General features: G+C 67.4%; 23 protein-coding genes. 11 read left to right on the top strand and 12 right to left on the bottom strand.

From position 1 onward, the window contains the following. Window positions 1–2 precede the first annotated feature (2 nt). The 5 genes from folE to pdxR all read left to right on the top strand — a co-directional run bounded on the left by folE (window position 3) and on the right by pdxR (window position 5,236). Complete coding sequence (folE, locus tag AC1RHV_RS01800; protein ID WP_119451110.1) at window positions 3–548, top strand: GTP cyclohydrolase I FolE; 546 nt, start codon at window positions 3–5, stop codon at window positions 546–548. A gap of 229 nt (window positions 549–777) precedes the next feature. Continuing rightward, window positions 778–1,806: a taurine ABC transporter substrate-binding protein gene (gene tauA / locus AC1RHV_RS01795; RefSeq protein ID WP_119451109.1), complete on the top strand. Its 1,029-nt coding sequence runs from the start codon at window positions 778–780 to the stop codon at window positions 1,804–1,806. Between the two features lie 91 nt (window positions 1,807–1,897). Next, complete coding sequence (locus AC1RHV_RS01790; protein WP_492299632.1) at window positions 1,898–2,731, top strand: taurine ABC transporter ATP-binding protein; 834 nt, start codon at window positions 1,898–1,900, stop codon at window positions 2,729–2,731. Next, a complete protein-coding gene (locus AC1RHV_RS01785; protein WP_054456796.1) occupies window positions 2,724–3,551 on the top strand; it encodes an ABC transporter permease subunit in 828 nt (275 codons plus the stop codon). The genes AC1RHV_RS01790 and AC1RHV_RS01785 overlap by 8 nt, the downstream gene beginning before the upstream one ends. A gap of 107 nt (window positions 3,552–3,658) precedes the next feature. Continuing rightward, window positions 3,659–5,236 (top strand): MocR-like pyridoxine biosynthesis transcription factor PdxR, encoded by a 1,578-nt coding sequence (pdxR, locus tag AC1RHV_RS01780; protein WP_054456795.1) that lies wholly within the window; start codon window positions 3,659–3,661, stop codon window positions 5,234–5,236. Here pdxR and AC1RHV_RS01775 read toward each other — a convergent pair. From AC1RHV_RS01775 to xsc, 12 genes are all read right to left on the bottom strand, one after another. Then, entirely contained in the window at window positions 5,216–6,619 is a 1,404-nt protein-coding gene (locus AC1RHV_RS01775) for an NAD(P)/FAD-dependent oxidoreductase (RefSeq protein ID WP_199728321.1), read from the bottom strand. The genes pdxR and AC1RHV_RS01775 overlap by 21 nt on opposite strands. Window positions 6,620–6,664: 45 nt before the next feature. Then, window positions 6,665–7,057 (bottom strand): nuclear transport factor 2 family protein, encoded by a 393-nt coding sequence (locus tag AC1RHV_RS01770; protein ID WP_119451107.1) that lies wholly within the window; start codon window positions 7,055–7,057, stop codon window positions 6,665–6,667. 189 nt (window positions 7,058–7,246) lie between these two features. Continuing rightward, complete coding sequence (locus AC1RHV_RS01765) at window positions 7,247–7,987, bottom strand: SDR family oxidoreductase (protein ID WP_313388779.1); 741 nt, start codon at window positions 7,985–7,987, stop codon at window positions 7,247–7,249. A gap of 150 nt (window positions 7,988–8,137) precedes the next feature. Then, window positions 8,138–9,109, bottom strand: a complete 972-nt coding sequence (locus AC1RHV_RS01760; protein WP_306651005.1) for a CobW family GTP-binding protein — start codon at window positions 9,107–9,109, stop codon at window positions 8,138–8,140. A 1-nt stretch (window position 9,110) separates the two neighbouring features. Next, window positions 9,111–10,766 carry an amidohydrolase gene (locus AC1RHV_RS01755; RefSeq protein ID WP_192354208.1) on the bottom strand — a complete coding sequence of 552 codons (1,656 nt, stop codon included), beginning with the start codon at window positions 10,764–10,766 and terminating at the stop codon, window positions 9,111–9,113. 28 nt (window positions 10,767–10,794) lie between these two features. Beyond that, a complete protein-coding gene (locus tag AC1RHV_RS01750; RefSeq protein WP_054456790.1) occupies window positions 10,795–11,817 on the bottom strand; it encodes an ABC transporter ATP-binding protein in 1,023 nt (340 codons plus the stop codon). Next, complete coding sequence (locus AC1RHV_RS01745; RefSeq protein WP_492299631.1) at window positions 11,814–12,815, bottom strand: ABC transporter ATP-binding protein; 1,002 nt, start codon at window positions 12,813–12,815, stop codon at window positions 11,814–11,816. Before AC1RHV_RS01745 ends, AC1RHV_RS01750 begins: the two co-directional genes overlap by 4 nt. Then, on the bottom strand, window positions 12,812–13,714 hold the full coding sequence (locus tag AC1RHV_RS01740; RefSeq protein ID WP_125470795.1) for an ABC transporter permease: 903 nt from the start codon (window positions 13,712–13,714) through the stop codon (window positions 12,812–12,814). The genes AC1RHV_RS01745 and AC1RHV_RS01740 overlap by 4 nt, the downstream gene beginning before the upstream one ends. Continuing rightward, window positions 13,711–14,679 carry an ABC transporter permease gene (locus AC1RHV_RS01735; protein ID WP_054456787.1) on the bottom strand — a complete coding sequence of 323 codons (969 nt, stop codon included), beginning with the start codon at window positions 14,677–14,679 and terminating at the stop codon, window positions 13,711–13,713. The genes AC1RHV_RS01740 and AC1RHV_RS01735 overlap by 4 nt, the downstream gene beginning before the upstream one ends. A 12-nt stretch (window positions 14,680–14,691) precedes the next feature. Then, entirely contained in the window at window positions 14,692–16,269 is a 1,578-nt protein-coding gene (locus tag AC1RHV_RS01730; RefSeq protein ID WP_054456786.1) for an ABC transporter substrate-binding protein, read from the bottom strand. A 133-nt stretch (window positions 16,270–16,402) separates the two neighbouring features. Continuing rightward, entirely contained in the window at window positions 16,403–17,323 is a 921-nt protein-coding gene (locus tag AC1RHV_RS01725; RefSeq protein WP_175180824.1) for a bifunctional enoyl-CoA hydratase/phosphate acetyltransferase, read from the bottom strand. Between the two features lie 87 nt (window positions 17,324–17,410). Continuing rightward, the gene (gene xsc, locus AC1RHV_RS01720) at window positions 17,411–19,222 is read right to left on the bottom strand and encodes a sulfoacetaldehyde acetyltransferase (RefSeq protein ID WP_054456784.1); all 1,812 of its coding nucleotides are present in this window, start codon (window positions 19,220–19,222) and stop codon (window positions 17,411–17,413) included. 160 nt (window positions 19,223–19,382) lie between these two features. Between xsc and AC1RHV_RS01715 the strand changes: the two genes are divergently transcribed. From AC1RHV_RS01715 to AC1RHV_RS01690, 6 genes are all read left to right on the top strand, one after another. Beyond that, window positions 19,383–20,141: an IclR family transcriptional regulator gene (locus AC1RHV_RS01715; RefSeq protein ID WP_054456783.1), complete on the top strand. Its 759-nt coding sequence runs from the start codon at window positions 19,383–19,385 to the stop codon at window positions 20,139–20,141. A gap of 179 nt (window positions 20,142–20,320) precedes the next feature. Continuing rightward, the gene (gene dbpA / locus AC1RHV_RS01710) at window positions 20,321–21,709 is read left to right on the top strand and encodes an ATP-dependent RNA helicase DbpA (RefSeq protein ID WP_119451102.1); all 1,389 of its coding nucleotides are present in this window, start codon (window positions 20,321–20,323) and stop codon (window positions 21,707–21,709) included. A 167-nt stretch (window positions 21,710–21,876) separates the two neighbouring features. Next, complete coding sequence (locus AC1RHV_RS01705; RefSeq protein ID WP_054456781.1) at window positions 21,877–22,284, top strand: DoxX family protein; 408 nt, start codon at window positions 21,877–21,879, stop codon at window positions 22,282–22,284. Between the two features lie 231 nt (window positions 22,285–22,515). Further along, window positions 22,516–22,680 carry a hypothetical protein gene (locus AC1RHV_RS01700; protein WP_175180823.1) on the top strand — a complete coding sequence of 55 codons (165 nt, stop codon included), beginning with the start codon at window positions 22,516–22,518 and terminating at the stop codon, window positions 22,678–22,680. A 30-nt stretch (window positions 22,681–22,710) separates the two neighbouring features. Beyond that, window positions 22,711–24,108, top strand: coding sequence for an adenylate cyclase (locus AC1RHV_RS01695; RefSeq protein ID WP_492299630.1), 1,398 nt, complete (start codon window positions 22,711–22,713; stop codon window positions 24,106–24,108). A 98-nt stretch (window positions 24,109–24,206) separates the two neighbouring features. Next, entirely contained in the window at window positions 24,207–24,743 is a 537-nt protein-coding gene (locus AC1RHV_RS01690; protein WP_119451100.1) for a peroxiredoxin, read from the top strand. The last annotated feature ends 78 nt before the right edge of the window (window positions 24,744–24,821 follow it).

Here is a 24,821-nt window from a genome sequence, read left to right as displayed (position 1 = left end):
CGATGTCATTGGAAAAGAACTACACCGCCATTCTTCAAGAACTAGGGGAAGATCCGTCCCGCGAAGGGCTGGCCGATACGCCCGCCCGCGCCGCCAAGGCCATGCGCCACCTGTGCCGCGGCTACGGCCAGAACCTGGACGAAATCGTCAATGGCGCGCTGTTCACCTCCGACACGCGCGAGATCGTGCTGGTCAAGAACATCGAGCTGTACTCGCTCTGCGAACACCACATGCTGCCCTTCATCGGCAAGGCGCACGTGGCCTACCTGCCCAACGGCAAGGTGCTGGGTCTGTCCAAGGTCGCCCGCATCGTCGAAATGTACGCGCGCCGCCTGCAGATCCAGGAAAACCTCAGCCGCCAGGTGGCCGAGGCCGTGCAGTCGGTGACCGGCGCGGCCGGCGTGGCCGTGGTGATCGAGGCCCAGCACATGTGCATGATGATGCGCGGCGTGGAAAAGCAGAACTCGTCCATGGTCACCTCGGTCATGCTGGGCGAATTCCACGACAATCCGTCGACCCGGGCCGAGTTCCTGAGCCTCATCCGCTAGGCCGATCCCCCTCTCCCCCTTTTGGCGCATATCGCGGGCCGCCTCGCCGGCCGCACCCCGCCGCGCCGGCCGCGCCAGGACTGGCGTTGCCGGCGCGGCGGGCGGGCCCGGGCCTTTTTGGCTCCTACTGATTAGGGCATCTGGCCCTAGCGTTCTGGCTCCATCCGGGCAAACTGGCTCCAGCATGCCGGTCGCGCCGGAGCGCGGCCGTTCCCTCCCGGAGATCTCCATGAACGCGATATTCCGCCTCATCCGCCGCTGCACCCTGGCCGGCCTGGCCGCCGCGCTGTTGGCCGCTCCCGCCTATGCCCAGACCAAGCTGGTGGTCGGCTACCAGTTGATCGTGGGGCCATTCCTGACGGCCATCGCCGACGGCAGTTTCGACAAGGCCTTGAAGGACGCCGGCTACCAGGTGGACTGGCGCCAGTTCACCTCCGGCGGCGACATCTCCACCGCGCTGGCCTCCGGCAATGTGCCGGTCGGTGTGCTGGGCTCCACCGGCATCACCGCGGCCGCCACCCGCGGCGTCGACATGGAGCTGTTCTGGATCCTGGACAACATCGGCAAATCCGAGGCGCTGGTGGCGCGCAACGGTTCCGGCATCAACAGCACGGCGGACCTGAAGGGCAAGCGCGTCGCCACGCCCTTCGTGTCCACCTCGCACTTCCATCTGCTGGTCGGGCTGGAACAGGTCTGGAAGATCAATCCGCGCGACGTGCGCATCCTGAACATGCAGCCGCCGCAGATCGTGGCCGCCTGGCAGCGCGGCGACATCGACGCGGCCTACGTCTGGCCGCCCGCCCTGACCGAGATCGCCAAGAGCGGCAAGATCATTGCCGACTCGGAACAGATCGGCAAAGCCAGCGTGCCAACCTTCGACGGCATCGTGGTCGATCGCGCCTGGGCCGCCAAGAATCCGAAGTTCATGGCCGCCTTCACCAGCGTTTTGGCCAAGTCCTATGCGGACTACCGCGCCAACAGCGCCAAGTGGACCGCCGATTCCCCGCAGGTCAAGAGCATCGTCAAGCTGATCGGCGGCAAGCCCGAGGACATGGTCGAAGCGCTCCAGCTGCTGGTCTTCCCGACCGTGCAGGAACAGGCCTCCAATGTCTGGCTGGGCGGCGGCAAGGAATCGGGCGCCGCGCGCGCCTTCGCGGCCAGCGCCCAATTCCTGAAGGACCAGAAGCAGATCGACCGCGCCCTGGCCGACTACAGCCCGCACGTCACCGACAAGTACGCCAAGGCGGCCGAGAAGTAAGGAGCGCTTGCGGCCAAGGCGGCCCGTCCGGCGCCGCCTGCCCAGCGCCACGCAGGGCTGCGCGCAGCCCGTCGCAACCAGGGGAGCCGGCATGACCATGCAGTCCTCGTCCGCCACGCATAGCCTGTGCGCGGAAAAAGTAAGCGTCACCTACTCCGGCCTGCACGAAAGCGGTCCGGTCATCGCGTTGCAGAACGTCAACCTGACCATCCAGCCTGGCGAGTTCGTCGTGGCGCTGGGCGCCTCGGGCTGCGGCAAGACCACCTTGCTCAGCCTGCTGGCCGGCTTCCTGTCGCCCACCGAGGGCGAGATCACGCTGGGCGGCCGGCCTATCGTGGGTCCCGGCGCCGACCGCGGCGTGGTGTTCCAGAAGCATGCCCTGCTGCCCTGGTTGAACGTGCTGGAGAACACCGAGTTCGGCCTGAAGCTGCAAGGCGTGGACAAGGAAACCCGCCGCGCCCGCGCGCGCCGCAATCTGGAGCTGGTGGGCCTGCAGGACTTCCACCGCCACATGATCTACCAGCTGTCCGGCGGCATGCAGCAGCGCGTGGGCATCGCGCGCGCGCTGACCTGCAACCCCGCCATGCTGCTGATGGACGAACCCATGGCGGCGCTGGACGCGCTGACGCGCGAGACCATCCAGGAGCTGCTGCTGGACATCTGGCGGCAGACCAACAAGATGTTCTTCTTCATCACGCACAGCGTCGAAGAAGCGCTGTTTCTGGGTTCGCGGCTGATCGTCATGTCGCCCCGCCCGGGCCGCATCACGCATACCTTCACGCCGGACTTCAACCGGCGCTACCTGGAGACCCGCGATGGCCGCAGCATCAAATCCAGTCCCGACTTCATCGCCATGCGCGAACAAGTCCTCGGCATCATCTATGGCGACGAGCGAGCCTCCTCCCCCCAAGGCTTCCATGGCTAGCAGCCGCCCGGGACACAAGCCCGCCGCGCCGGGCAAGGTCTATGGCGCGCCGGGCGCGGGCTACAGCGGCCACATCAGCCTGATCACCAGCCTGGCGCTCATCGGGCTGTGGTTCCTGGTGACCAGCGCCGGCTGGGTGCGGCCGCTGTTCCTGCCCTCGCCCCTGGCGGTGTACGACAAGTTCGTCTCGGCCATGACCGACGGCGTGGCCAACTCCACGCTGACCGAACATGCGCTGGCCAGCCTGTCGCGGGTGTTCGGGGCCTTTTTCCTGGCTTGCGTGACCGCCATTCCCGTCGGCATCCTGATGGGCGTGAACCGCTACGCGCGCGGCATCTTCGATCCGCCCATCGAGTTCTACCGCCCGCTGCCGCCGCTGGCCTACCTGCCGCTCATCATCATCTGGTTCGGCATCGGCGAATTCCCCAAGGTCCTGCTGATCTACCTGGCGATCTTCGCGCCCATGGCAATCGCGGCGCGCGCCGGCGTGCGCTCGGTGTCGATCGAACAGATCCACGCGGCCTACGCCATGGGCGGCACGCCTGCGCAGGTGGTCTGGCACGTGATCCTGAAGGCCGCCATGCCGGAGATCTTCACGGGCATGCGCATCGGCATCGGCGTGGGCTGGACCACGCTGGTGGCCGCCGAAATGGTGGCCGCCGACCGCGGCCTGGGCTTCATGGTGCTGAACGCCGCCCAGTTCCTGGCCAGCGACACCGTCATCATGGGCATCATCGTGATCGGCGTGTTCGCCTTCGCCTTCGACCTGCTGGTCCGTTATCTGGAGAAGTTCGCCATTCCGTGGAAGGGACGGGTCTGAAACGCGCCCGGGCAATCCCTCATTTCGTCCCCCATCCGGCTCCTCTATCCTCAAGAGCGGCGCCTGCGCAGCGGCTACCGGCTGCGCGGCCTAGACAAGGAGCCGTCATGTCCAGCCAGGCCTCGATGCTCAAGCCTGTGTTGTGGGAGCGCCTGTTCGAACGCGAAAGCGCGCCCAACCTCAGCCTGCAGGGCTGCGTGCGCCAGATGCTGGTGTCCGCCATCCTCAGCGGCCACCTGCCGCCCGGCACGCCGGTGCCGTCCAGCCGGCATCTGGCCGACCAGCTGCGCATCGCGCGTAACACCGTCGTGTTCGCCTACCAGCAACTGGTGAGCGAGGGTTATCTGGTGTCGCGCGAACGCAGCGGCCACTTCGTCAGCGACACGGTCATGCGCGGCCATTCCGGGCCCGCTTCCGACGCCCCGCCCGCCGACGGCGGCGAGCCGGACGTGCGCTGGGACGAAAGGCTGCGCTTCCGCCCGTCCCGGCAACGCAACATCACCAAGCCGCGCGACTGGCAGAAGCAGCCCTATCCCTTTGTCTACGCCCAGTTCGACCAGGACCTGTTCCCCACCGCGGAATGGCGCGAATGCTGCATCAAGGCGCTGTCGGTGCTGGACATCCGCAGCTGGGCGCCGGACCTGATCACCCACGACGACCCCGCACTGATCGAGCAGATCCGCACCCAGGTGCTGCCCCGCCGCGGCGTCTGGGCCGACGCCGAGGAAATCGTCATCACCGTGGGTGCGCAGCATGCGCTTTACCTGCTGGCCGACCTGCTGGTCAACGAGGACACGGTGGTCGGCATGGAAGATCCCGGCTACCCCGACGCCCGCAACATCTTCGCCAGCCACACGCGCAACCTGCTGCCGCTGCCGGTGGACGAACAAGGGCTATGCACCGGCACCCATCTGCTGGGCTGCGACTACCTCTTCGTCACGCCGGGCCACCAGTGCCCCACCACGGTCACGCTATCTCCGGAGCGCCGCCAGAACCTGCTGACGCTGGCGCGCCAGGCCGACAGCCTGATCATCGAGGACGACTTCGAAAGCGAAAGCCGCTGGGGCGAAGGCGCGATTCCCGCCTTGAAGAGCCTGGACCGCGACGGCCGCGTGATCTACGTGGGCAGCCTGGCCAAGTCCTTCGCGCCCGGCCTGCGCATCGGCTACATCGTGGCGCCACGCGAACTCACCGCGGAACTGCGCGCCCTGCGCCGGCTCATGCTGCGCCACCCTTCGGCCTACATCCAGCGGGCGTTTTCGCTGTTCATTTCGCTGGGGCACCACCATTCGCTGCTGCGCAGGCAATCGCAGGCCTACCAGGAGCGCGGCACCGAACTGGCCCGCGCGCTGGCGCGGCACCTGCCCGATTTCAAGGTCATACCCATTACCGGATCCTCGTCCTGCTGGCTGCAAGGCCCGCCCTGGCTCAACGCCTGCGAGCTATCCGAGGCCGCGCTGGCCGAGGGCGTGGTGGTGGAACCCGGCGACGTCTTCTTCATGAACGGAGCCGACGCGCCGCGCAACTTCCTGCGGGTCGGCTTCACATCGATCCGGCCGGAACACATCGAGCCGGGGATTGCCCGGCTGGCCAAGGTGGTCGACCGCTACCGCGGCCGCGCCGCGGACGGCAAGCAGGCCCCGCAGGGCCCGGACTTGCACGCGCTAGAGCACTTCGTCTCTTAGGTAGTACCAGCGGTACAGCAGGCCCTGGCCCAGCCTGCGGAACGGCGCGAACATATGCCCCGGCAAGGGCGAGTCGTAGATCGGCAGGTCCCAGGCCACGCCGTCCTTGCCCATCATGCGTTGCGCCAGGCGCTTGCCCGCGTGGGCCGAGAACGCCACGCCATTGCCCCCGTAGCCGAAGGCGTAATAGACCGGCTGCGCCGGGTCGGGCTGGGTCACGCGCGGCATCATGTCGTGGCTCACGTCCACCCAGCCCCACCAGGAATAGTCCACGTCCACGCCCGCCAGCGTGGGGAACTTGCGCGCCAGCCCTTCGCGCAGCAGAGCCAGATGGCGCGGATGCTGCGCGTCGGCGCCGCGCAGCGCGCTGCGGCTGCCGATCTGCATGCGGCCGTCGGGCAGCAGGCGGTAATAGAAGCGCAGGGTTCGCGTGTCGGTGATGAACACCGTGCTTTTGAGGCCCGCTGCATCGCGTTCCGCCGGCGTCAGCACCCGCGTCACCAGCGAGTTCGACAGCACCGGCATGATGCGGTTGTCCAGCAAACGGTTGACGCCCTGCGCGGTATAGCCGCCAGTGGCGAACGCCACGCGCCGCGCGCGCACGTAGCCGTTGGGAGTCTGCAGCCGCACACCGCCATTCTCGGCGCGCCAGCCCAGCACCGGGCTGCCCGGATGGATGCGCACGCCCAGGGCCCGCGCCTGCCGCATATAGCCATAGGCGAGCTTCAACGGATGCACGCCCACGCCATCCGGCTCGTGCATCGCGCCCACCGCCTCGCGGTCGTACACGTAGCGTTCGCGCAATTCCTCCCGGCTCAACATCCGGGCGTCATAGCCGAACACCTCGCGCATCACGCGGGCTTCGTTTTCCAGGAACGCCATCTTCTTCTGGCGGTGCGCCGTGTACAGATGGCCGCCAGGTTGCGCGTCGCAATCCACCTGGGCCACCAGGCTCTTCCAATATTCGAATCCTTCGCGGATCTCGGCGTCCAGGCGCTTGGCGGTCGCCAGGCCCCAGCGCGCTATCCATTGCGAACGGTACAGGCGTCCGGACGCATTCTGTCCCTGTCCGCCGTTGCGGCTGGTGCAGCCCCACACCGCGCGATTGGCCTCGAGCACCACGGCCTTCACGCCGAAGTCGCGCGCCAGCGTCAACGCCGCCGACAGCCCGGTAAAGCCCGAGCCCACGATCACCACGTCGGCGTCGATATCGCCGTTGACGGGGCCGTCATCCTCGGGCGGTTCGCCGGCGGTCGCGACCCAGTAGGTGGGCGCGTAGTCCTGCCCGCGGCCGGGCGGGGACACCAGCGGATCGTAGGCCGGGTTGTAGGCGCTGATCGCCGTCCGGCCAGCGGGGGCCGGACCTACAGGTTGGAAGGACATTTGAGTATCCATGCTGCGTTCCGGTTGCTGGATGCGGGTGCGTGTTCAACCGCGGGCCGGCAATACCGGGCGCTGCTTGCGGTAGGCGTTCTTCACGCGGATCTTGCCGTCCCGGAAGGTGAAGACGTCCACCATGTCCGCCTCCACGCGGGAGCCGTCGGCGGCGGTGCCGGTAAAGGTCGATTGGGACACGCCGCGGTCGCCTGCGACCCAATGCGTGCCGTTCTGCCACTGCGCATCGGGGAAATTCGCCCAGGCCGCCGCGAAGGCCGCCCGCACCGCCTCGCGGCCTTCGTGCCGCGCGCCCCATCGCTCGGGGCCGGCCACGGTCTCGAACACGCAGTCGTCGCTCATGAAGGACATCAAGGCGTCGATATCGTGGCGGTTCCAGGCCGCCGCGAATTCGGCCAGCATGTCCGCGGTGACGGTCTTCTGCATTGCATACCTCCGGTAGACGCGGGCGCAACACGCGCCAGCATTCAGGACCAAAGGTAAGTGAGCCCCCAGGCAGGGTCTAGAACCAGAAACGGGAAATCGCTTGCACCAGAAGCGACATCGGGTGGCAGGCCGCGCAATGCGCAACCGGCCGCCCGGTTGGGCGTCCCGCCGTGTTGCGGACGGCGCCGGCTACAGCGTCATCCCGCCATCGGCAGTCAAACTGGCCCCCGTCATGTATCCCGATTCGGGGCCGGCAAGCCATGCCACCAGCGACGCGATTTCATCGGCGCTGCCGACGCGCTGCAACGGGATCAGCGGAACGACCGCATCAAGATGGTTGACCGTCATATCGGTCTGGATCGGCCCGGGCTGCACGTTGTTGATGGTGATGCCGCGGGGTGCAAGGTCGATCGCGATGCCTTTGACCATCGTCGCCACCGCCGCCTTCGTCATCGCATAGACGCTCACGGCCGGCCCGCCGATGCGCGCGGCCAAATTGCTGCCGATGGTAACGATGCGGCCGCCGCGCGCAAGGTGCGCAGCGCCGGCCTGGATCGCCAGGAACACGCCGCGCACATTGACGGCCAGCATCTGGTCGAGATCCGCCACGCTCACGTCGGCCACCCCGCCCAACTTCAGGATGCCGGCGTTGACCACCACGATGTCGAGCCGTCCGAAATGCTCGGCCGCGCGCGCGGCGGCCAGGCGAATCGCCTCCGAGTTCGCGCTGTCGGCATGAATGGCCAGCGCCCTCGCCCCGCCCGCTTCGATCGCGGCCGCGGTCTCGCGCGCGCGCTCGGGCGCGGAAACATAGGTGAACGCCACGTCCGCGCCGTCGGCCGCCAGCCGCCGGACAATGGCGGCGCCGATGCCGCGCGAGCCGCCGAATACGATTGCGGCCTTGCGCAAGCCCCCGGAAATGCCTGTCATGATTCGCTCCTTGTAAGCCGATAGGTCAGTAAGCAGCCGGGAGAAGGGCCGGCTATCGAACCGGCGAATTCTCCCGTTTGCCTCGAATCGGTCAACAAGGAAAAAATTGACAAGCAATCCAATAAATCTATACCTATCTACGCCCGCCCCTCACGCCGCCGCCGGCGCCAGCCAGGCGTCGACGCCCGCGGGATCAACGGCGCCGCGCATGCCGATCAGCACCAGCGACGGCTCGTCCAGATCCTCGGGCGGCCTGGCCTGCGTGTCGTAGCGCACGCGCCGGCCCGCCAGTTGCACCAGCACCAGGCCGTGGCGATCGGTGCGCACCCAGCCCTTTGCCCGCAGCAGCTGCCTGGGCGCGTCGCGCAACCGGCTGGCGAGCCGGTCGGCGTCCAGCAGCGCGGGCGCGCGCCACAGCCAGCTCTGGAATGGATGGTCGGGGTCGTCGGGCATCGCGGCGTGGACGTGTCCCGCATGGTTGCAAGCGCCGCTGGCGCATGCCTGCGCAAGGCCGCAAGACCCGCCTTCGCCCAGCAGATGGCGCAGGTCCACGCGCCCTTCGCGCGTCTCGACCATCGCGGCCCCGCGTGTCGCCGCTTGCAGCCATGAACGCAACGACGCCAGTTCGGCGGCGGACGCCAGATCGGTCTTGTTCAACACCAGCAGATCCGCAGCCTTGAGCTGGCGTTCCACGGTATCGGCCAGCAAGGGATCCGCCGCCAGCGTGCGCACGTTCGCGGCATCTACCAGCACCACCACGCCCTCAAGCTGCAGCATGGGATCCGACATGCCGACCTGCGCGATGCGGCCCGGATCCGACACGCCGCTGGCCTCGATCACGATCCATTCCGGCAAGGGGTCCAGCGCCAGCACGCGCGCCAGGGCATCGTCCAGGCCGCCCGCCACGGAACAGCAGACGCAGCCGTTGGCCAGCCTGATCACCTGGTCGCTGCGCTGCGCGATCAGCCCGGCATCGATATCGACCGGGCCGAAGTCATTGACCAGGACCGCCGCGCGGCGCTGGCTGCGGGACAACACATGATTGAGCAAGCTGGTCTTGCCCGCGCCCAGGAATCCGCCCACCACGGTCAGCGCAATTCGCGGTGCGCCATGGGCCGCCATCTCAGGCTTCCCGCAGTGGCAAGGGCCTGCCGCCGATCACGGTGCCCAGTACGCGCACGTCCTTCAGTTTCTCGGGCGCCACCTCCAGCGGATCGTCCTGCAGCACGCAGAAGTCCGCATGCTTGCCGACCTCGATGGAGCCGACGAGATGGTCCAGGTGCAAGGTGTAGGCCGCGCCCAGCGTGACCGCATGCAAGGCCTGCTCCACACCGATGCGTTCAGACTCCCCCAGCACCTTGCCCGACGAAGTCTGGCGGTTCACGGCGCACCAGGCCGTGAACAGCGGTCCCAGCGGCGTGATGGGCGCATCCGAATGGATGGAGAACGGCACGCCGGCGCGCGCCGCCGAGGCGCAGGCGTCCATGCGCCTGGCGCGGTCCGGCCCCATGGTCAGGGCGTGATGGGCGTCGCCCCAGTAGAAGATGTGGTTGGCAAAGAGATTGGCGCACATGCCCAGGCTGGCCATGCGCCGGAACTGGGCCGCGTCGGCCATCTGGCAATGCTGCAAGGTATGGCGGTGATCGCGCCGCGGGCTGCGGCGCAAGGCGCGATCCACCGCGTCGATCGCAAGCTCGGTGGCTTCGTCGCCATTGGTATGTATGTGCAGTTGCACGCCGGCGTCGTGGTAGGTCTGGACCATTGCGTCCAGCTCGGCCGGCGCGATCACCCAGATGCCGTTGGGCGCGCCGTTGTAGTAGCCGGGCCAGCGCAACCGGGCGGTAAAGCCCTGGATCGAACCGTCCACCACCAGCTTGACCATGCCCAGATGCAGCTTGTCGTTGTTCAGGCGCCGGGCCTCGGCCAGCTTGGCCAGGCAGCGCTGCGGATCGCCCGCGTAGGTCAGCGCGGACGCGGCCGGCACGATGCGCACGGGATAGTCCGGTTCGGCGGTGATGCGGGCCAGCGTCGCCAGGCCCTCGTCGCCCAGTTCATTGACCAGGTCCGTGGCCGTGGTGACGCCCGCCCACTGCGCCACCTTGCCGAACATGCGCAGGCCCTCTTCCGATACGCCCACGGTGCGGAATGGACTGCCGATCAGGCGCATGACGGGGAACATCGCGGCGAATTCGCAGAGTTCGCCGCTGGGCCGTCCGTCTTCCATGCGCGTCACGCCCTCGATGTCGGTATCGCGGTCTATGCCGGCGCGCGCCAGCATGGGCGTGTTCACGTTCATCAGGTGCATGCTGGCATGCATGACCACCACGGGCCGCTCGGCGGACACCGCGTCCAGGTCCTGCACGCGCATGCGCGCGCCTTCGAAGAAGATCGGGTCGAAGCCCCAGCCTATCAGCGTCTCGCCGGCCGCCAGGACGCGTTCGGCCTCGCGCAGCCGCGCGGCCACCGCATCGAAACTCTTCAAGCCTTCCCACAGCCTGCCATCGGGTCCGCGCCGGTCGTAGAAGCCCACGTACACGAACTTCCACATGCCGCCTTCCGGCAGATGGCAATGCCCTTCGACCAGGCCTGGCATGAGCACCCTGTCCGCATAGCGCTCGTCGAGGTCGGCCGGCCCCCAGCCCGCCAGTTCCTCGCGGCTGCCCACGCCCAGGATGCGGCCCTCGCGCACCGCCACGTGCGTGGCGCGGGGCTGCATCGGGTTCATGGTCAGGATGCTGCGCGCGGCATAGATCGTGGTTCGGGCGCGGGTGTCGGTCATCTGTCTGTCCTTCTATCGGAGGGTGGGCTCATCCCTGCAGCGGCGACGCCAGGACGCCATCGCGGGATTCGACGAAATGGCAGGCCACGCGGTGGCCCGGCGCGACTTCCCGCAAGCCGGGTTCGCGCGTGGTACAGAGCGGCTGCGCGGCCGGGCAGCGTCCGGCAAAACGGCAGCCCGGCGGCGGATCGACCGGACTGGGCGGATCGCCCGCCAGCCGCACGCGGCGCGCGGCCAGCTCGCGCCCTCCCTTCACGGTCGGCACCGCCGACATCAAGGCGACGCTGTAGGGATGCAGCGGCCGCGTGAAGAAGGCGTTGCGGGTGGCCTGCTCGATGATCTTGCCCAGGTACATGACAGCGATGTCGTCGCAGATGTGCTCCACCACCGCCATGTCGTGCGAGATGAACAGGAACGACTGGCCCTGCTCGCGTTGAATGCGGCGCAGCAGGTTCAGGATCTGCGCGCGGATGGCGATATCCAGCGCGGACACCGGTTCGTCGCAGACGATCAGGTCCGGCGCACTGGCCAGCGCCCGCGCCACGTTCAGCCGCTGCCGCTGGCCGCCGGAAAACTGGTGCGGAAACAGTTGCCGCTGCTCCGGGCGCAGGCCCACCAGTTCGAACATGCGGGCCACGCGCGCCTCGCGTCCGCCGGGCGGATCGATGCCCATCAGGTCCAGCGGCGCACGCACGATGTCGCCCGCCCGCTGGCGCGGATTGAGCGAGGAATACGGATCCTGGAACACCAGCTGCACGCGGCGGCGCATGCGGCGCAGGGCGGAGCCGTTCAGCGCCGTCATGTCCGTACCGTCGAAGTGGATGGAGCCCGCGGTCGGGTCCGCCAGCCGCAGCACGGACAAGGCCGTGGTGGTCTTGCCCGAACCGGACTCGCCCACGATCGCCAGCGTGCGGCCGCGCTGCAGCTCGAAGGACACGCCGTCCACGGCCTTCACGACCACCGGCTTGCCGTCGCGGCCACGCCCGCCGATGGGAAAATGCACGGCAAGATCGCGCACGGACAGCAAGGCGGAAGATTGCGGTGACGTCATTGCGCGGTCTCCGGATACAGCCAACAGGCGACTTCCTGCCCCTCGCCTACACGGGTCAGGGGCGGAAACGCGTCGCGGCAGCGCGCCATGGCCTGCCCGCAACGTTCCATGAAGGGGCAGCCCGCGCCGCGCTCCCAGATCGAGGGCACCACGCCGGGAATCTCCGGCAGGTCCGGGCGCACGTCGTCGGGCTCGCGGTCCAGCTCCGGCAGACAGGCGATCAGCCCCTGGGTGTAGGGATGGCGGGGCTGCGCCAGGATCTCGCGCACGCCGCCCTGCTCCACCACCCGTCCGCCGTACATGACCACGACCCGGTCGGCCATCTCCGACACCGCGCCCATGTCATGCGTGATCAGCAGCACCGCGGTGCCGCGCCGCGCCTGCTGTTCGCGCAGCAGGTCGAAGATCTGCGCCTGAACCGTCACGTCCAGCGCCGTGGTCGGCTCGTCGGCGATCAGCACATCCGGATCGCAGGCCAGCGCGATGGCGATCATCACGCGCTGCCGCATGCCGCCGGACATCTGGTGCGGATAATCGTCCACGCGCCGCTCCGGCAAGGGGATGCCCACCGACTTCAGCATTTCGATGGCACGCTCGCGCGCCTGGCTCTTGCTCAGGCCCTGATGCAGCCGCAGGGGCTCCGCGATCTGGTCGCCGACCGTATACACGGGATTCAGCGCCGTCATGGGCTCCTGGAAGATCATGGAGATCTTGTTGCCGCGCACCTGGCGCATGGCCTCCTCGTCGCGGCCGGCCAGGTCGTCGCCGCGCAGGCGCACGCAGCCCCCGCCGATGCGCCCCGGCGCTGGTATCAGCCGCATGATGGCCAGCGCCGTCATGCTCTTGCCGCAGCCCGACTCGCCCACCAGGCACAGGGTTGCGCCGGGGTTCAAGTCGAAGCTCACCGCGCTCAGCACCTCGGCGACACGGCCGCGCGACTGGAACTCGAGGCTCAGGCTGTCGACCTCCAGCACGGGCGCCTGCAGCGCGGCGTTCATGCCCGCCCCCGCGAGTTCGGGTTGAGCGCGTCGTTCAACCCGTCGCCGATCAGGCTGACGGCCAGCACGGTCAGGAAGATGGCGGCGCCCGGCAGGGTCACCGCCCACCACGCGGTCAGGATGTAGGGGCGATTGCTGCCTATCATCAAGCCCCAGCTCATGATGTTGGGGTCGCCCAGCCCCAGGAACGACAGGCCGGCCTCGAACAGGATCGCCGTGCCTATTGCCAGCGTCGCCGACACGATCAGCGGCGCCAGCGCGTTGGGCAGGATCACGCGCCAGATGATGCGCGCGTCGCCCGCGCCTATCACCCTCTCGGCCAGCACGTACTCGCGGCGCTTGAGGCGCAGGAACTCGCCGCGCGCCAGCCGCGCCGTGCCCGGCCAGCTGACCACGCCGATGGCGATGGCGATGGTCGCCAGCGACGGCGAAAACAGCGTCACCAGCACCATGGCGAACAGCAGGGTCGGCAGCACCTGGAAGAATTCAGTGATGCGCATCAGGGTTTCGTCGATCCAGCCGCCGTAATAGCCCGCCAGCGCGCCGACCGTCAGCCCGATGGCCATGGACAGCACGGCCGCCACCACGCCGACCAGCAAGGTGGCTCGGCCTCCATAGACCATGCCGGTCAATACGTCCCGTCCAAGGTAGTCGGTGCCCAGCAGCGCGTCCGCGCCCGGCGGCGTCATGGGAGCGCCGGCGATCTCGAAGGGATCCGCCTCCATGATCATGGGCCCAAAGAGCGTCACGGCCAGAATGGCGGCCAGCAGCAGCACGCCTGCCAGCGCCGCGGGATTGCGCGCGAATACCCGCAAGGCCTCGTACGACGGACGGGCCGGCGGCCGCGCCGCCTGGCCTTGCATGGCGGCAATGGATACGGCGGGAGGAGTCTGGCTCATGAGGTCTTGATCCTGGGATCGATCAGGCGATAGGCCAGATCGGTAAGCTGATTCATCACGACCACCAGCAGCGAGGCGAACAGCAGGATGCCCAGCAGCGTGGGATAGTCGCGCCTGAGCACGGAGTCGAACGCCAGCCGGCCCAGCCCGGGCCAGTTGAAGACCGTCTCGACCAGGATCGCGCCGGCCAGCACGTTGCCGAACTGCAGGCCCAGCATGGTCACCACCGGCAGCACGCCGTTGCGCAGCGCGTGCTTGTAGAGCACGGAGCGTTCCGGCAAGCCCTTGGCGCGCGCGGTGCGGATGTAGTCGGCCGACAGCGCCTCCATGACGCTGGCGCGCGCCAGCCGGCTGTACTGCGCGAGGTAGACGAAGGCCAGGGTGAAGGCCGGCAGCACCAGGTGATGCAGCACGTCCAGCACACCCGCCCAGCCGTCCTGCGGCCCGCCGGCGGAACGCATGTCCGACACCGGGAAGATCGGCAGCGCCGAGGCGAACAGGATGATAAGGATGATGCCCGTCCAGAACACCGGCGCGGAGTAGCCCACCACCGACAACAGCGTGATGCCTTGCGACAGCGGCCCATTGGGCTTGCGCGCGGCCAGCGTGCCAAGCAGCGTGCCGGCCAGGAACGCGCTCAGCACCGAGGTCACCACCAGCAGCAGCGTGGCAGGCACGCGGTCCCAGATCAGCTGCGCCACCGGCACGTTGAAGAAATAGGAATAGCCCAGGTCGCCCCGCAGCACCTGCATCAGGTAGATGCCCAGTTGCGTCAGGAAGGGCTTATCCAGCCCGTACTGCGCACGCAGCTGCGCACGCAGTTCTTCGCTGATGCCGCCCATGGAGCCCGCGATGGTCTCGACCGGATCGCCCGGCGAGATGTGGATCAGCAGGAAATTCAGCGTCACCACGGCCAGCAGCAGCACCAGCGCATAGGCAAGGCGGCGCAAGAGATAGCGCGTCATGGCGGCTCCACCCTACTGCAGGTAGGTGTCGTCCATGGGCGATATGACGCCCCAGATGCCGTCCGGCAGGCCGTGCACCTTCTTCAGCGACAGGGTGTGGTACGGAATGACCGTGAGGAAGTCGATGGGCACGTCGGCCGTGACCAGGCGCTGGAATTCGGCGTACAGCGCGCGGCGCTTGTCCGCGTCGGTTTCGGTGCCGGCCTGTTCCAGCAGTTCGTCCACCTTGGGGTTGGAATAGGACTGCGTGTTGGTCCAGATGATGTCGCGGATATTGCTGGACAGGTAGGTGCGGTGCACGCCGATCACCGGATCGCCCCAGTTGAAGACGATGTCCGTGGTCATGTCGAAATCCTTGCCGGCGATGCGCTTGGCCCAGGTCGGGAAATCAGGCGAGGCGCGGACCTGCACCGCGATGCCGACCTTCTTCAACTGGCTGCGCAGGTATTCCGCCACGTTCTTGCCCTGCACGTCGGAACCCGGCATGTAGTCCACCGTCAGCGACAGGCGTTCGCCCTTGGCGTCCTTCTTGTAGCCTGCCTCTTCCAGCAGTTGCTCGGATTTCTTCAGGTCCAGCGGATACTTCGCCACGTCCTGCGTGGCAAACGGGCTGGTGCCGATGATAGGCCCGTCGGCGGGCTTGGCGAAGCCCGCGTTCAGCGCCTTGGTGATGAAGCCCTTGTCGGTGGCATAGGCGATGGCCTGCCGCACCCGCACGTCGTTCAAGGGCTTGCGCGCCGTATTGAAAGCCAGCCAGCTCAGGGCGCCTATGCCCTCATAGCCCTTGCTGGTCATGACGATGGCGGAATTTTCCTTGGCGCGCCGCAGGATGGTGGGCTCGGTCATGAAGGGCAACACGCCGATGTCGCCGCGCTCCAACCCGATCAGCAGATTGGTGGCGTCGGGATTGATCTTCACCACGATCCGGTCCAGGTAGGGCTTGCCGGGCAGGAAGAACTTGTCGAACTTCTCCAGCACGATTTCCTGGCCCGGCTTGAATTCCTTGAACTTGAACGGACCCGATCCGACCACGTCGGCCGAGTTGCGCGGATGGCTCTTGAGGTCCTGTCCATCGTCGTAGATGTGCTTGGGCAGCACCGGCATCAGGGCCGGCGACAGCGCCAGCAGGATGGCCGGATGGGGCTTGCTCATGCGCAGCACCACGGTGTAGGGATCCGGCGTGTCCACGGCCTCGACGGGCGCGAACATGGTCTGGAACGGATGGTTCTTCTTGACCGCCATGACCGAGAACGCCACGTCGGCCGAAGTCACTGGCTTGCCGTCATGGAATACCGCATCTTTGCGCAGATGCAGGGTCAGCGACTTGCCGTCCGGCGCCAGTTCCCAGGACTGCGCCAGATAGGGATGCGGCTTCCATTCGGCGTCGTAGCGCAGCAGGCTGGCGAACAGCTGCGTGCTGGGCAAGGCGGTTGCGATGCCCGACTGCACCGCGCCGTTCAGGTGCCGCGGCACCTGCGTCGACCCTATCACCAACGTACCGCCGGACTTGGGCGCGTCCGCAGCCATGGCCCCGCCCGCAAGGGCCAACGCCGTCAGTATCGTGGTCAGGCATTTTTTTGCGCTGCGCATGTTCTACCCCTTGATGTCCAGTGTCACGAGCCATTCATCGGATGGCCTTGGGGCTAGCGTATCCAGCCTGCTGGTCCAGGCTTAGTACCAAACCGCCGGACTTTTTGGAGCCAGCCCCGCGGACGGTCTGGATTCAGGCTGCCAGCGCCCGCGCGTACAGCGAAGCGACTGCGCAACTGTTGACGCGGGCCTGCATGGAATCGGAGCGGCTGGTCAGCAGCACAGGCACGCGCGTACCCAGCACCAGTCCGGCGGTACCTGCGCCGGCCAGCCAGGTCAGCTCTTTGTAGAGCATGTTGCCGGCCTCGATATCGGGCACCAGCAGGATGTCGGCATCGCCCGCCACGCGCGAGACGATGCCCTTCTGATCGGCTGCCTCGCGCGAGATGGCGTTGTCGAAGGCCAAGGGGCCGTCGATCTCGCCGCCGCGGATCTGCTGGCGGTCCGCCATCTTCGACAGGGCCGCCGCGTCCAGCGTGGCGGGCATGGAAGGATTGACGGACTCCGTGGCGCACAGCACCGCGAGCTTGGGGCGGTCCACGCCCAGCGCGCGCGCCAGGTCGATGGCGTTCTGCGCGATGTCGGCTTTCTCCTGCAATGTGGGCGCAATGTTGACGGCCGCGTCGGTCAGGATGAAAAGCTTGGGGTACGCCGCCACCGCCATCACGAAGGCGTGGCTGATGCGCCGATCGGTGCGCAGGCCGGCGTCGCGCGCCACCACGGCCGACATGAAGTGGTCCGTGTGCAGGCTGCCCTTCATCAGCATGCGCACCGCGCCGTCCCGGGCCAGCGCCGCCGCCGCGCGCGCGGCCTGGCACTCGTCATCCGGCGTGTCGACCACTTCCACTTCGTTGTCGCGCAGCCCCAGTTCCGCCATCAGGACGCGCAGCCTGGCGGCCGGGCCGACCAGCACCGGCTCGATGTAGCCGGCGTCGCGCGCCTGCACGGCCGCGCCCAGGCTGGTCGGGCACAGCGGATACGCTACCGCGGTGCGCAAGCGGCCGGCCGACAGCGCGGCATTGCGCAGCGGCTCGAACAAGCGATCGCTTTCCATTTCTGTCTGCTCCTGCCGCGGAGATCCGCGGCGCCTGGCGGAAGAAATCCGGCGCGGCCGCCGCCGCGCCGGACGCACGCTGCGCGATCAGCGCTTGGCCGGATCGATCGACAGCGGCACCTCGCCCGGATGGAAAGGCTGGTTCACGTACTGCTTGTACTTGTCCAGGAAGCGTACCGGCTGCTTGAGCGCGTCGCGGCGGAACGGGTCGCCCAGTTCCTGGCTGACCATCATCTCCAGCACGGTGGTCTTGCCTTCGGACTGCGCCTTGCATGCGGCCTGCAGGGCGGCGCCCACCTGGTCGGCATGCTCCACCCTGATGCCTTCCGCGCCCATGGCCCGCGCCAACTCCGAAAAGTTCGGGTTCTTCAGGTTGCTGCCGACGAAGCGGCGGCCGTAGAAGTCCACCTGGTTCTTCTTTTCCGCGCCCCATTGGCCGTTGTGGAACACCACGGCCGTCACCGGTATCTTCTCGCGCACGCAGGTCAGCAATTCCTGGAAGCTCATGCACCAGGCGCCGTCGCCCACGTAGGCCACGGCCGGACGGTCGGGCCGGCCGAGCTTCGCGCCGATCAGCGCCGGCAAGGCGTAGCCGCAATTGCCGAAGCTCATGGCGGCCAGCATGGAGTTCGGCTCGTCGAAGCGCAGATAGCTGTTGGACACCGAGCAGATGTTGCCGATGTCGGTGGACACCATGACATGCTTGGGCATGGCGCGTTCCAGCTCGCGCAGCATGCGGCGCGGATGCATGCGGCCGCCGCCGTGCTCGATGATGTCCAGGCTCCAGTCGTCTCGTTCGTGCGACCAGCTGTCCAGTTCCTTTTCCCATTCGGCCTTCTGCGCCGCGATCTGTTCGGCGCGGCCACCTTTGGTGGCGGCGCAAGCGATCTCGCGTCCCCGCAATTTGCCCGCCAGCGCCGCAGCCGCCGGCTTGGCATCGCCGCAGATGCCCACCGACACCGGACGCACCAGGCCCAGCATGCGGTGGTCGGCGTCCACCTGGATGATGCGCGCGCCCTGCGGCCAGTAGTCCAGCCCGTGCTGCGGCAAGGTGCCGAAGGGTCCCAGGCGCGTGCCCAGCGCCAGCACCACGTCGGCCTGCGACAGCAGCTTCATGCCGGCCTTGGCGCCCTGGTAGCCCAAGGGGCCGCACCACAGCGGGTGGCTGGCGGGGAATGCGTCGTTGTGCAGGTAGCTGGTGACCACCGGCGCGCCCAGCAGTTCGGCCAGAGCCACGCATTCCGCCTGCCCTTCCGAGAACAGCACGCCGCCACCCGCCACGATGACGGGGAACTTGGCCTGCGCCAGCATTTGCGCAGCCGCCTCCAGGTCCTCTTCCGAGCCCGGACCGCGGCGGATGCGGCGCGGTTCCGGAATGGCCACGTCGATCTCGCCGTAGAAATAGTCGCGCGGGATGTTCAACTGCGTCGGACCGCGCTCGGCCAGCGCATTGTCGAAGGCCTTGGCGGTGAATTCCGCCATGCGGTCGGGCCGGTTCACATGGGCCTGGTACTTGGTGATGCGCGAGAAGATCGGCAACTGCTCGGTTTCCTGGAAACCGCCCAGCCCCATGCCCGCGGTGCCGGTCTCGGGCGTGATGGCCACGACCGGGCTATGCGCCCAGTACGCCGCCGCCACGCCGGTCACGAAATTGGTGATGCCGGGGCCGTTTTGCGCGATGCAGACGCCGTGGCGCCCCGTCACGCGCGAGTAGCCGTCGGCCATGTGCGCGGCGCCCTGCTCGTGCACCGTCGGCACGAAGCGGATGCCGGCCGCCGGGAACAGGTCCAGCGCGTCCATGAAGGCCGAGCCGACGATGCCGAATACGTCCTTGACGCCCTGCGCGACCAGCGTTTCCACAAACGCTTCGCTGGGGGTCATGTGTTGCTTGCTGCTCATGGTCTCTCTCCTGGCAGGCCGGCGGTGTCGGATTGCATCTGGGCCGGCATGATCCGATACTGCAGCAGAAACCTGCCCGTTCCCAGCCCATGGCGTTTCATTTTCTGCAAAATCTGTGCGACGATGCGCAGCAAGCCGCCGAATCTTCAATTATTGAAAGATGAAAGACGAATCCTCCGCAGCGCTGCGCGCGCTGACCCTGCTGGAACAGGTCGCCCGCTCGGGGCAGCCGGTATCGCTGGCTGCGCTGACGGACGCCACCGGCCTGCCCAAGCCCTCCGTGCTGCGCATCCTGTCGCGGCTGGTCGACGCCGGCATGCTGCTGCGCGAGCCCGCCGGCAAAAGTTACGTCAGCGGCCCGCGCCTGAGCGCGCTGGCACGTGAAACCCTGCTGAATTCACCCTTGCGCGGCGAACGCCACCGCATCCTGGACAGCCTGGTCGACGAAATCGGCGAAACCTGCAACTGCACCATGCTGGACGGCGACGAGGTCATCTACCTGGACCGCGTCGAAACCGCCTGGCCGCTGCGGGTGAACCTGCAATCGGGCTCGCGCGTGCCGCTGCATTGCTCGGCCAGCGGCAAACTGTTCCTGGCCCACATGCGGCGCGAGGCGCGCCAGCGGCTGCTGGCCGCGGCGCCCTTGCCGCGCTACACGCCCAACACGCTGTGCGACGTGGCCGCGCTGGAACAGGAACTGCGCACCATCAAGAAGGAAGGCGCGAGCTTCGACCGCGAGGAATTCCTGCTGGGCATCGTCTGCATGGCGGTGCCCATTCTGCATGGCACGCGCGCCATCGCCGCGGTCGCCTTGCACGCACCGGTGGCCCGGCTGTCCATCGAAGGCGCGCGCGCCTGGTTGCCGCGCATGCAAGAGGCCGCCCGGGCGCTGGCCGGCACCTACGGGCCTGACGCCTAGCGGCCGGCGGCTCCCGCCCGCCCAGGGGCGCGTCTGGAACGCTATGTTCCGCCTTTGTTGCAAGGGCCATCGGCCGCAGGCATTACACTCTTGGGCGTACGCGCGCCTGCCTCATGACGCAGCCGCCCCTTCCTTTTGCCGCCAGGCCGATGCCGGGCAGAAAGCGACACTCTTCTATCGTGACCGACACTTCCTTTACCTCCCTGCCCCTGCTGCCCGCCCTGCTCGACAACCTGAAGAGCCTGGGCTTCGAGCAGATGACACCCATCCAGGCCCAGAGCCTGCCGCTCATCCTGGAAGGCCGCGACCTCATTGCGCAAGCCAAGACCGGCAGCGGCAAGACCGCGGCCTTCGGCCTGGGCGTGCTGCAGAAGCTCGATCCCGCGCGCTTGACGCCACAGGCACTGCTGGTCTGCCCCACGCGCGAGCTGGCGGACCAGGTCGCACAGGAGTTGCGCCGGCTGGCCCGCCAGATCGCCAACGTCAAGATCCTGACCCTGTGCGGCGGCGCCGCCGCCCGTCCCCAAGCCGAATCGCTGGCGCGCGGCGCGCACCTGGTGGTGGGTACGCCCGGCCGGATCCAGGATCACCTGGAGCGCGGCAGCCTGGACCTGTCGGGCCTGAACACCCTGGTGCTGGACGAGGCCGACCGCATGGTCGACATGGGCTTTTATGACGATATCGTGGCCATCGCCTCGCATTGCCCGACCAAGCGCCAGACGCTGCTGTTCTCGGCAACATATCCCGACAACATCCGCAAGCTCAGCGCCCGCTTCCTGCGCAATCCCGCCGAGGTCAAGGTCGAGGCGCAGCATGACGCCAGCCGCATCGAGCAGATCTTCTACGAAATCGACGAAAAGGACCGGCTCGACGCAGTGACGCGCCTGCTGGCGCACTTCCGCCCCGAATCCACGCTGGCCTTCTGCAACACCAAGATCCGCAGCCACGACCTGGTGGAACGGCTGCAGGCCGAAGGCATCAGCGCCCAGGCCCTGAACGGCGACCTGGAACAGCGCGAGCGCGATGAAATCCTGATCCAGTTCGCCAACCGCAGCTGCGCCGTGCTGGTGGCCACCGACGTGGCGGCGCGCGGCCTGGACATCCAGAACCTGGGCGCCGTGATCAACGTCGACGTGACCAAGGACACCGAGGTCCACGTGCACCGCATCGGCCGCAGCGGCCGCGGCGAACAAAAGGGCCTGGCGCTGAGCTTGTGCTCGCCCGAGGAGATGCGCTGGGCCAACCTGATCGAGCAGTATCAGGGCGCGCCGCTGGTGTGGGGCGACATCAAGGCCTTGCGGCCCAAGGCGGATCGTCCCTTGCGCGCGCCCATGATCACGCTGTGCATCCAGGGCGGCAAGAAGGACAAGCTGCGCCCGGGCGACCTGCTGGGCGCGCTGACCGGCGACGGCGGCCTGACGTTCGAGCAGGTTGGCAAGATCAACATCACCGAATTCAACTCCTACGTGGCGCTGGACCGGCAGATCGCCAAGCAGGCGTTCTCGCGTCTGTCCAACAGCAATATCAAGGGCCGGCGCTTCCGCATGCGCTATCTGGAAGAGTTCTGAGTGTCGGCGGGCGACAAAAACTTGATGGTTTTGCTCGGGTTTTGCAATAATGGCGCGGCCTGCCCCGGCGGCCGCCCTGCCCGCGATCACCGGGGCGCGGAACCAAAGGCTCGCGCCCTGTTCCAACGGCCGCGGTCCCCTTTCAACCAATAGATGAGAAACTCACCATGATCAAATCCGACGACACCGGCAAGCTGATCCTGCGCCTGACCCTCGGTATTCTGATTCTGCTGCATGGCCTGTTCAAACTGACCGGCGGCGGCGTCGGCGGCATCAGCGGCATGCTGTCCTCGCACGGCCTGCCCGGCTTCCTCGCCTATGGCGCCTACGTCGGCGAAATCCTCGCCCCCGTGCTGCTCATCGTCGGCATCTACACCCGCCTGGGCGGTTTGCTGATCGCCATCAACATGGTCGTCGCCATCCTGCTGGCCCACTCCGGCCAGATCAGCAGCATGACCAACAACGGTGGCTGGGCGCTGGAACTGCAAGGCATGTTCCTGTTCACCGGCCTGGCCATCGCCTTCATGGGCGCGGGCCGCTTCAGCCTCGCCGGTAACGGCGGCCGCTGGAACTGACAGCCGTAACACGGCGCTACGCGCTATGAGGGGGTCGCCGAGGCGGCCCCTTTTCTTTTGCGCGGACATTGATACGAACGACATCGACGGTCACGCAGGCGCAAATATCCGTCACCGGAAAGCTGTTTCGGAACGATTACAGTGCAGAACCGTGGAGACCGGCCTGTGGCCTAATCCTGACGAGCGCAAAAAAGGCGTGAACCACGCCAGGCGCTCGGCAGGAGTCGCAAAATGAAGAAAAGCCTATTGCTGATGCTGGCCGTGACCAGCGCCTTGACCGGTTGCGTGGTCGTACCCGCCAGGCCCGCGCACTATCGTCCCGCGCCGGTCTACTACACGCCGCATTATTACTACCCGGCGTATCCAGCCCCCCATTACTACTATCGTGGCTATTGATCCGCGCGCCCGTTGCGCCAAGGAAAAACCATGAATACCTGTTCCCGGATCCTGCGCCCGCGCCCTTTGGCCGCGGCTGTCCTGATGGCTGCCTGTGCCAGCGTGGCGGCGCAGACCTATGAGCCGCCGCCGGCGCCCGCCGCGCCCGTCTATGACGACGGCGATCCCGCCAACGCCAACCTGGCGCTGGTGGACCGCAGCCCCCAGCCGCCGCCACCCTTACCCGTCTATGTCCAGCCGCCAGCGCCCGCCGACGGCTATATGTGGGTGCCGGGCTACTGGAGCCTGAACCGCTACGGGTTTTTCTGGGTACCCGGCGCATGGGTGCTCGCGCCCTATGCCGGCGCGCTCTGGACACCCGGTTATTGGGGCTTCAGCAATGGCATCTACCTCTGGACCCCCGGCTATTGGGGTCCACACGTGGGCTTCTATGGCGGAATCAACTACGGCTTTGGCTACAACGGCCTGGGCTATGTGGGCGGTTACTGGAAGCGCGACCGCTTCTACTACAACCGTTCCGTCACGAACGTGAACGTCACGCGCGTGACCAATGTCTATAACCACACCGTGGTCGTGAACAACGTGGACAACCGCCGCGTCAGCTACCACGGCGGCCCATCCGGCATCCGGCGCAACGCGGACCCGCGCGAACTTGCCGCGCGCAAGGACCGCCATTCTCCGCAGACCGACATCCAGCGCGGCTACGCGCGCGACGCCGGCAATAAGCGGGCTCAGTTCTACGACCACAACAAGGGCCGGCCGCCCCAGGCCTACGTGGACCATCAATCCAATGGCCGGCCGCATGAAGGCCAGCGTCCGGACAATGGACGCGACGGACGCGACCGCGGCCAGGACAACAACGGGCGCGATAACCGCGGCGGCGCTGACCGGAACAACGCGGACCACGGCGACATGCAACGCGGACGCGATATGTCTGCCGGGCAGACAGGCCGCCCCCAGCAGCCGCAGGGGCAACAGGCGCGAGAGCAACAGCAGCGCGATCAGCAGGCGCAGCAGCAACAGCAACGTGACCAACAGGCCCAGCAGCAGGAACGCCAGCAACAGCAACGCGACCAGCAGGCCCAGCAGCAGGCGCGTCAGCAACAGCAACGTGACCAACAGGCCCAGCAGCAGGAACGCCAGCAACAGCAACGCGACCAGCAGGCCCAGCAACAGGCGCGTCAGCAACAGCAGCGCGACCAGCAGGCCCAGCAGCAGGCGCGTCAACAACAGCAGCGCGACCAGCAGGCCCAGCAGCAGGCGCGTCAACAACAGCAGCGCGACCAGCAGGCCCAGCAGCAGGCGCGTCAACAACAGCAGCGCGACCAGCAAGCCCAGCAGCAGGCGCGTCAACAACAGCAGCGCGACCAACCGCGCGGAGACGGCAATGGCAACGGGAATGGCCGCGGCGGCTCCGGACGCGACTAGGACGGGCGACGCCGCCGCGCCGCTTACTGGACCCTCGCCTCCTGCACGGCTACAGTAGACCCGTTGCCGCGCGGCCCCTGAAATTCCTGGAGATTCCGATGAAGCGCATTGCCCCCTGGTTACTCCTCTGCGGCCTGCTGGCCGGTCCCTCGGCCCAGGCCGCGCTGGACGTGGGCGCGCCCGCCCCGGACTTCAGCACCCAGGCATCGCTGGGCGGCAAGGTCTACACGTTCTCGCTGAGCGAGGCGCTCAAGCAAGGTCCGGTGGTCTTGTATTTCTTCCCCGCCGCGTTCACCCAGGGCTGCACGATAGAGGCGCACAACTTCGCCGAAGCCACCGATGATTACAAGTCCCTGGGCGCTACCGTCATCGGTGTGTCGACCGACAATATCGACACCTTGAACAAGTTCTCGGTCAGCGAATGCCGCGGCAAGTTCGCGGTAGCGGCCGACGGCGATGGCAAGATCATGAAGGCCTACGACGCGGTCCACGACAAGCGTCCCGAGTACGCGCAGCGCATCTCCTACGTGATCTCGCCGCAAGGCAAGATCCTGTATGAATACACCGACATGAATCCGGACTCCCACGTGGCCAACACCATGCGCGCACTGCGCGACTGGAAGGCCAAGCAGTAGGCGGCGCTGGCGGGCATGCGCCGCTACTGTTCGGCCGCAAGTCCGTTCATGACGGCAGTCCCGCATGTATCCGCGCAC

Source organism: Achromobacter sp. GW823-FHT04E03 (assembly GCF_058796095.1).
This window is presented reverse-complemented; position numbering and strand designations above follow the sequence as displayed.

Excerpts from the sequence above, each read along its gene's own strand:
- folE (WP_119451110.1), top strand. The coding sequence starts at position 3 with ATGTCATTGGAAAAGAACTACACCGCCATTCTTCAAGAACTAGGGGAA.
- AC1RHV_RS01700 (WP_175180823.1), top strand. The coding sequence starts at position 22,516 with ATGAAGAAAAGCCTATTGCTGATGCTGGCCGTGACCAGCGCCTTGACC.
- AC1RHV_RS01790 (WP_492299632.1), top strand. The coding sequence starts at position 1,898 with ATGACCATGCAGTCCTCGTCCGCCACGCATAGCCTGTGCGCGGAAAAA.
- AC1RHV_RS01735 (WP_054456787.1), bottom strand. The coding sequence starts at position 14,679 with ATGACGCGCTATCTCTTGCGCCGCCTTGCCTATGCGCTGGTGCTGCTG.
- AC1RHV_RS01695 (WP_492299630.1), top strand. The coding sequence starts at position 22,711 with ATGAATACCTGTTCCCGGATCCTGCGCCCGCGCCCTTTGGCCGCGGCT.
- AC1RHV_RS01740 (WP_125470795.1), bottom strand. The coding sequence starts at position 13,714 with ATGAGCCAGACTCCTCCCGCCGTATCCATTGCCGCCATGCAAGGCCAG.
- AC1RHV_RS01745 (WP_492299631.1), bottom strand. The coding sequence starts at position 12,815 with ATGAACGCCGCGCTGCAGGCGCCCGTGCTGGAGGTCGACAGCCTGAGC.
- AC1RHV_RS01730 (WP_054456786.1), bottom strand. The coding sequence starts at position 16,269 with ATGCGCAGCGCAAAAAAATGCCTGACCACGATACTGACGGCGTTGGCC.
- xsc (WP_054456784.1), bottom strand. The coding sequence starts at position 19,222 with ATGAGCAGCAAGCAACACATGACCCCCAGCGAAGCGTTTGTGGAAACG.
- AC1RHV_RS01725 (WP_175180824.1), bottom strand. The coding sequence starts at position 17,323 with ATGGAAAGCGATCGCTTGTTCGAGCCGCTGCGCAATGCCGCGCTGTCG.
- AC1RHV_RS01765 (WP_313388779.1), bottom strand. The coding sequence starts at position 7,987 with ATGACAGGCATTTCCGGGGGCTTGCGCAAGGCCGCAATCGTATTCGGC.
- AC1RHV_RS01785 (WP_054456796.1), top strand. The coding sequence starts at position 2,724 with ATGGCTAGCAGCCGCCCGGGACACAAGCCCGCCGCGCCGGGCAAGGTC.
- AC1RHV_RS01705 (WP_054456781.1), top strand. The coding sequence starts at position 21,877 with ATGATCAAATCCGACGACACCGGCAAGCTGATCCTGCGCCTGACCCTC.
- AC1RHV_RS01760 (WP_306651005.1), bottom strand. The coding sequence starts at position 9,109 with ATGGCGGCCCATGGCGCACCGCGAATTGCGCTGACCGTGGTGGGCGGA.
- AC1RHV_RS01715 (WP_054456783.1), top strand. The coding sequence starts at position 19,383 with ATGAAAGACGAATCCTCCGCAGCGCTGCGCGCGCTGACCCTGCTGGAA.
- AC1RHV_RS01750 (WP_054456790.1), bottom strand. The coding sequence starts at position 11,817 with ATGACGTCACCGCAATCTTCCGCCTTGCTGTCCGTGCGCGATCTTGCC.
- AC1RHV_RS01755 (WP_192354208.1), bottom strand. The coding sequence starts at position 10,766 with ATGACCGACACCCGCGCCCGAACCACGATCTATGCCGCGCGCAGCATC.
- AC1RHV_RS01690 (WP_119451100.1), top strand. The coding sequence starts at position 24,207 with ATGAAGCGCATTGCCCCCTGGTTACTCCTCTGCGGCCTGCTGGCCGGT.
- pdxR (WP_054456795.1), top strand. The coding sequence starts at position 3,659 with ATGTCCAGCCAGGCCTCGATGCTCAAGCCTGTGTTGTGGGAGCGCCTG.
- AC1RHV_RS01770 (WP_119451107.1), bottom strand. The coding sequence starts at position 7,057 with ATGCAGAAGACCGTCACCGCGGACATGCTGGCCGAATTCGCGGCGGCC.
- tauA (WP_119451109.1), top strand. The coding sequence starts at position 778 with ATGAACGCGATATTCCGCCTCATCCGCCGCTGCACCCTGGCCGGCCTG.
- AC1RHV_RS01775 (WP_199728321.1), bottom strand. The coding sequence starts at position 6,619 with ATGTCCTTCCAACCTGTAGGTCCGGCCCCCGCTGGCCGGACGGCGATC.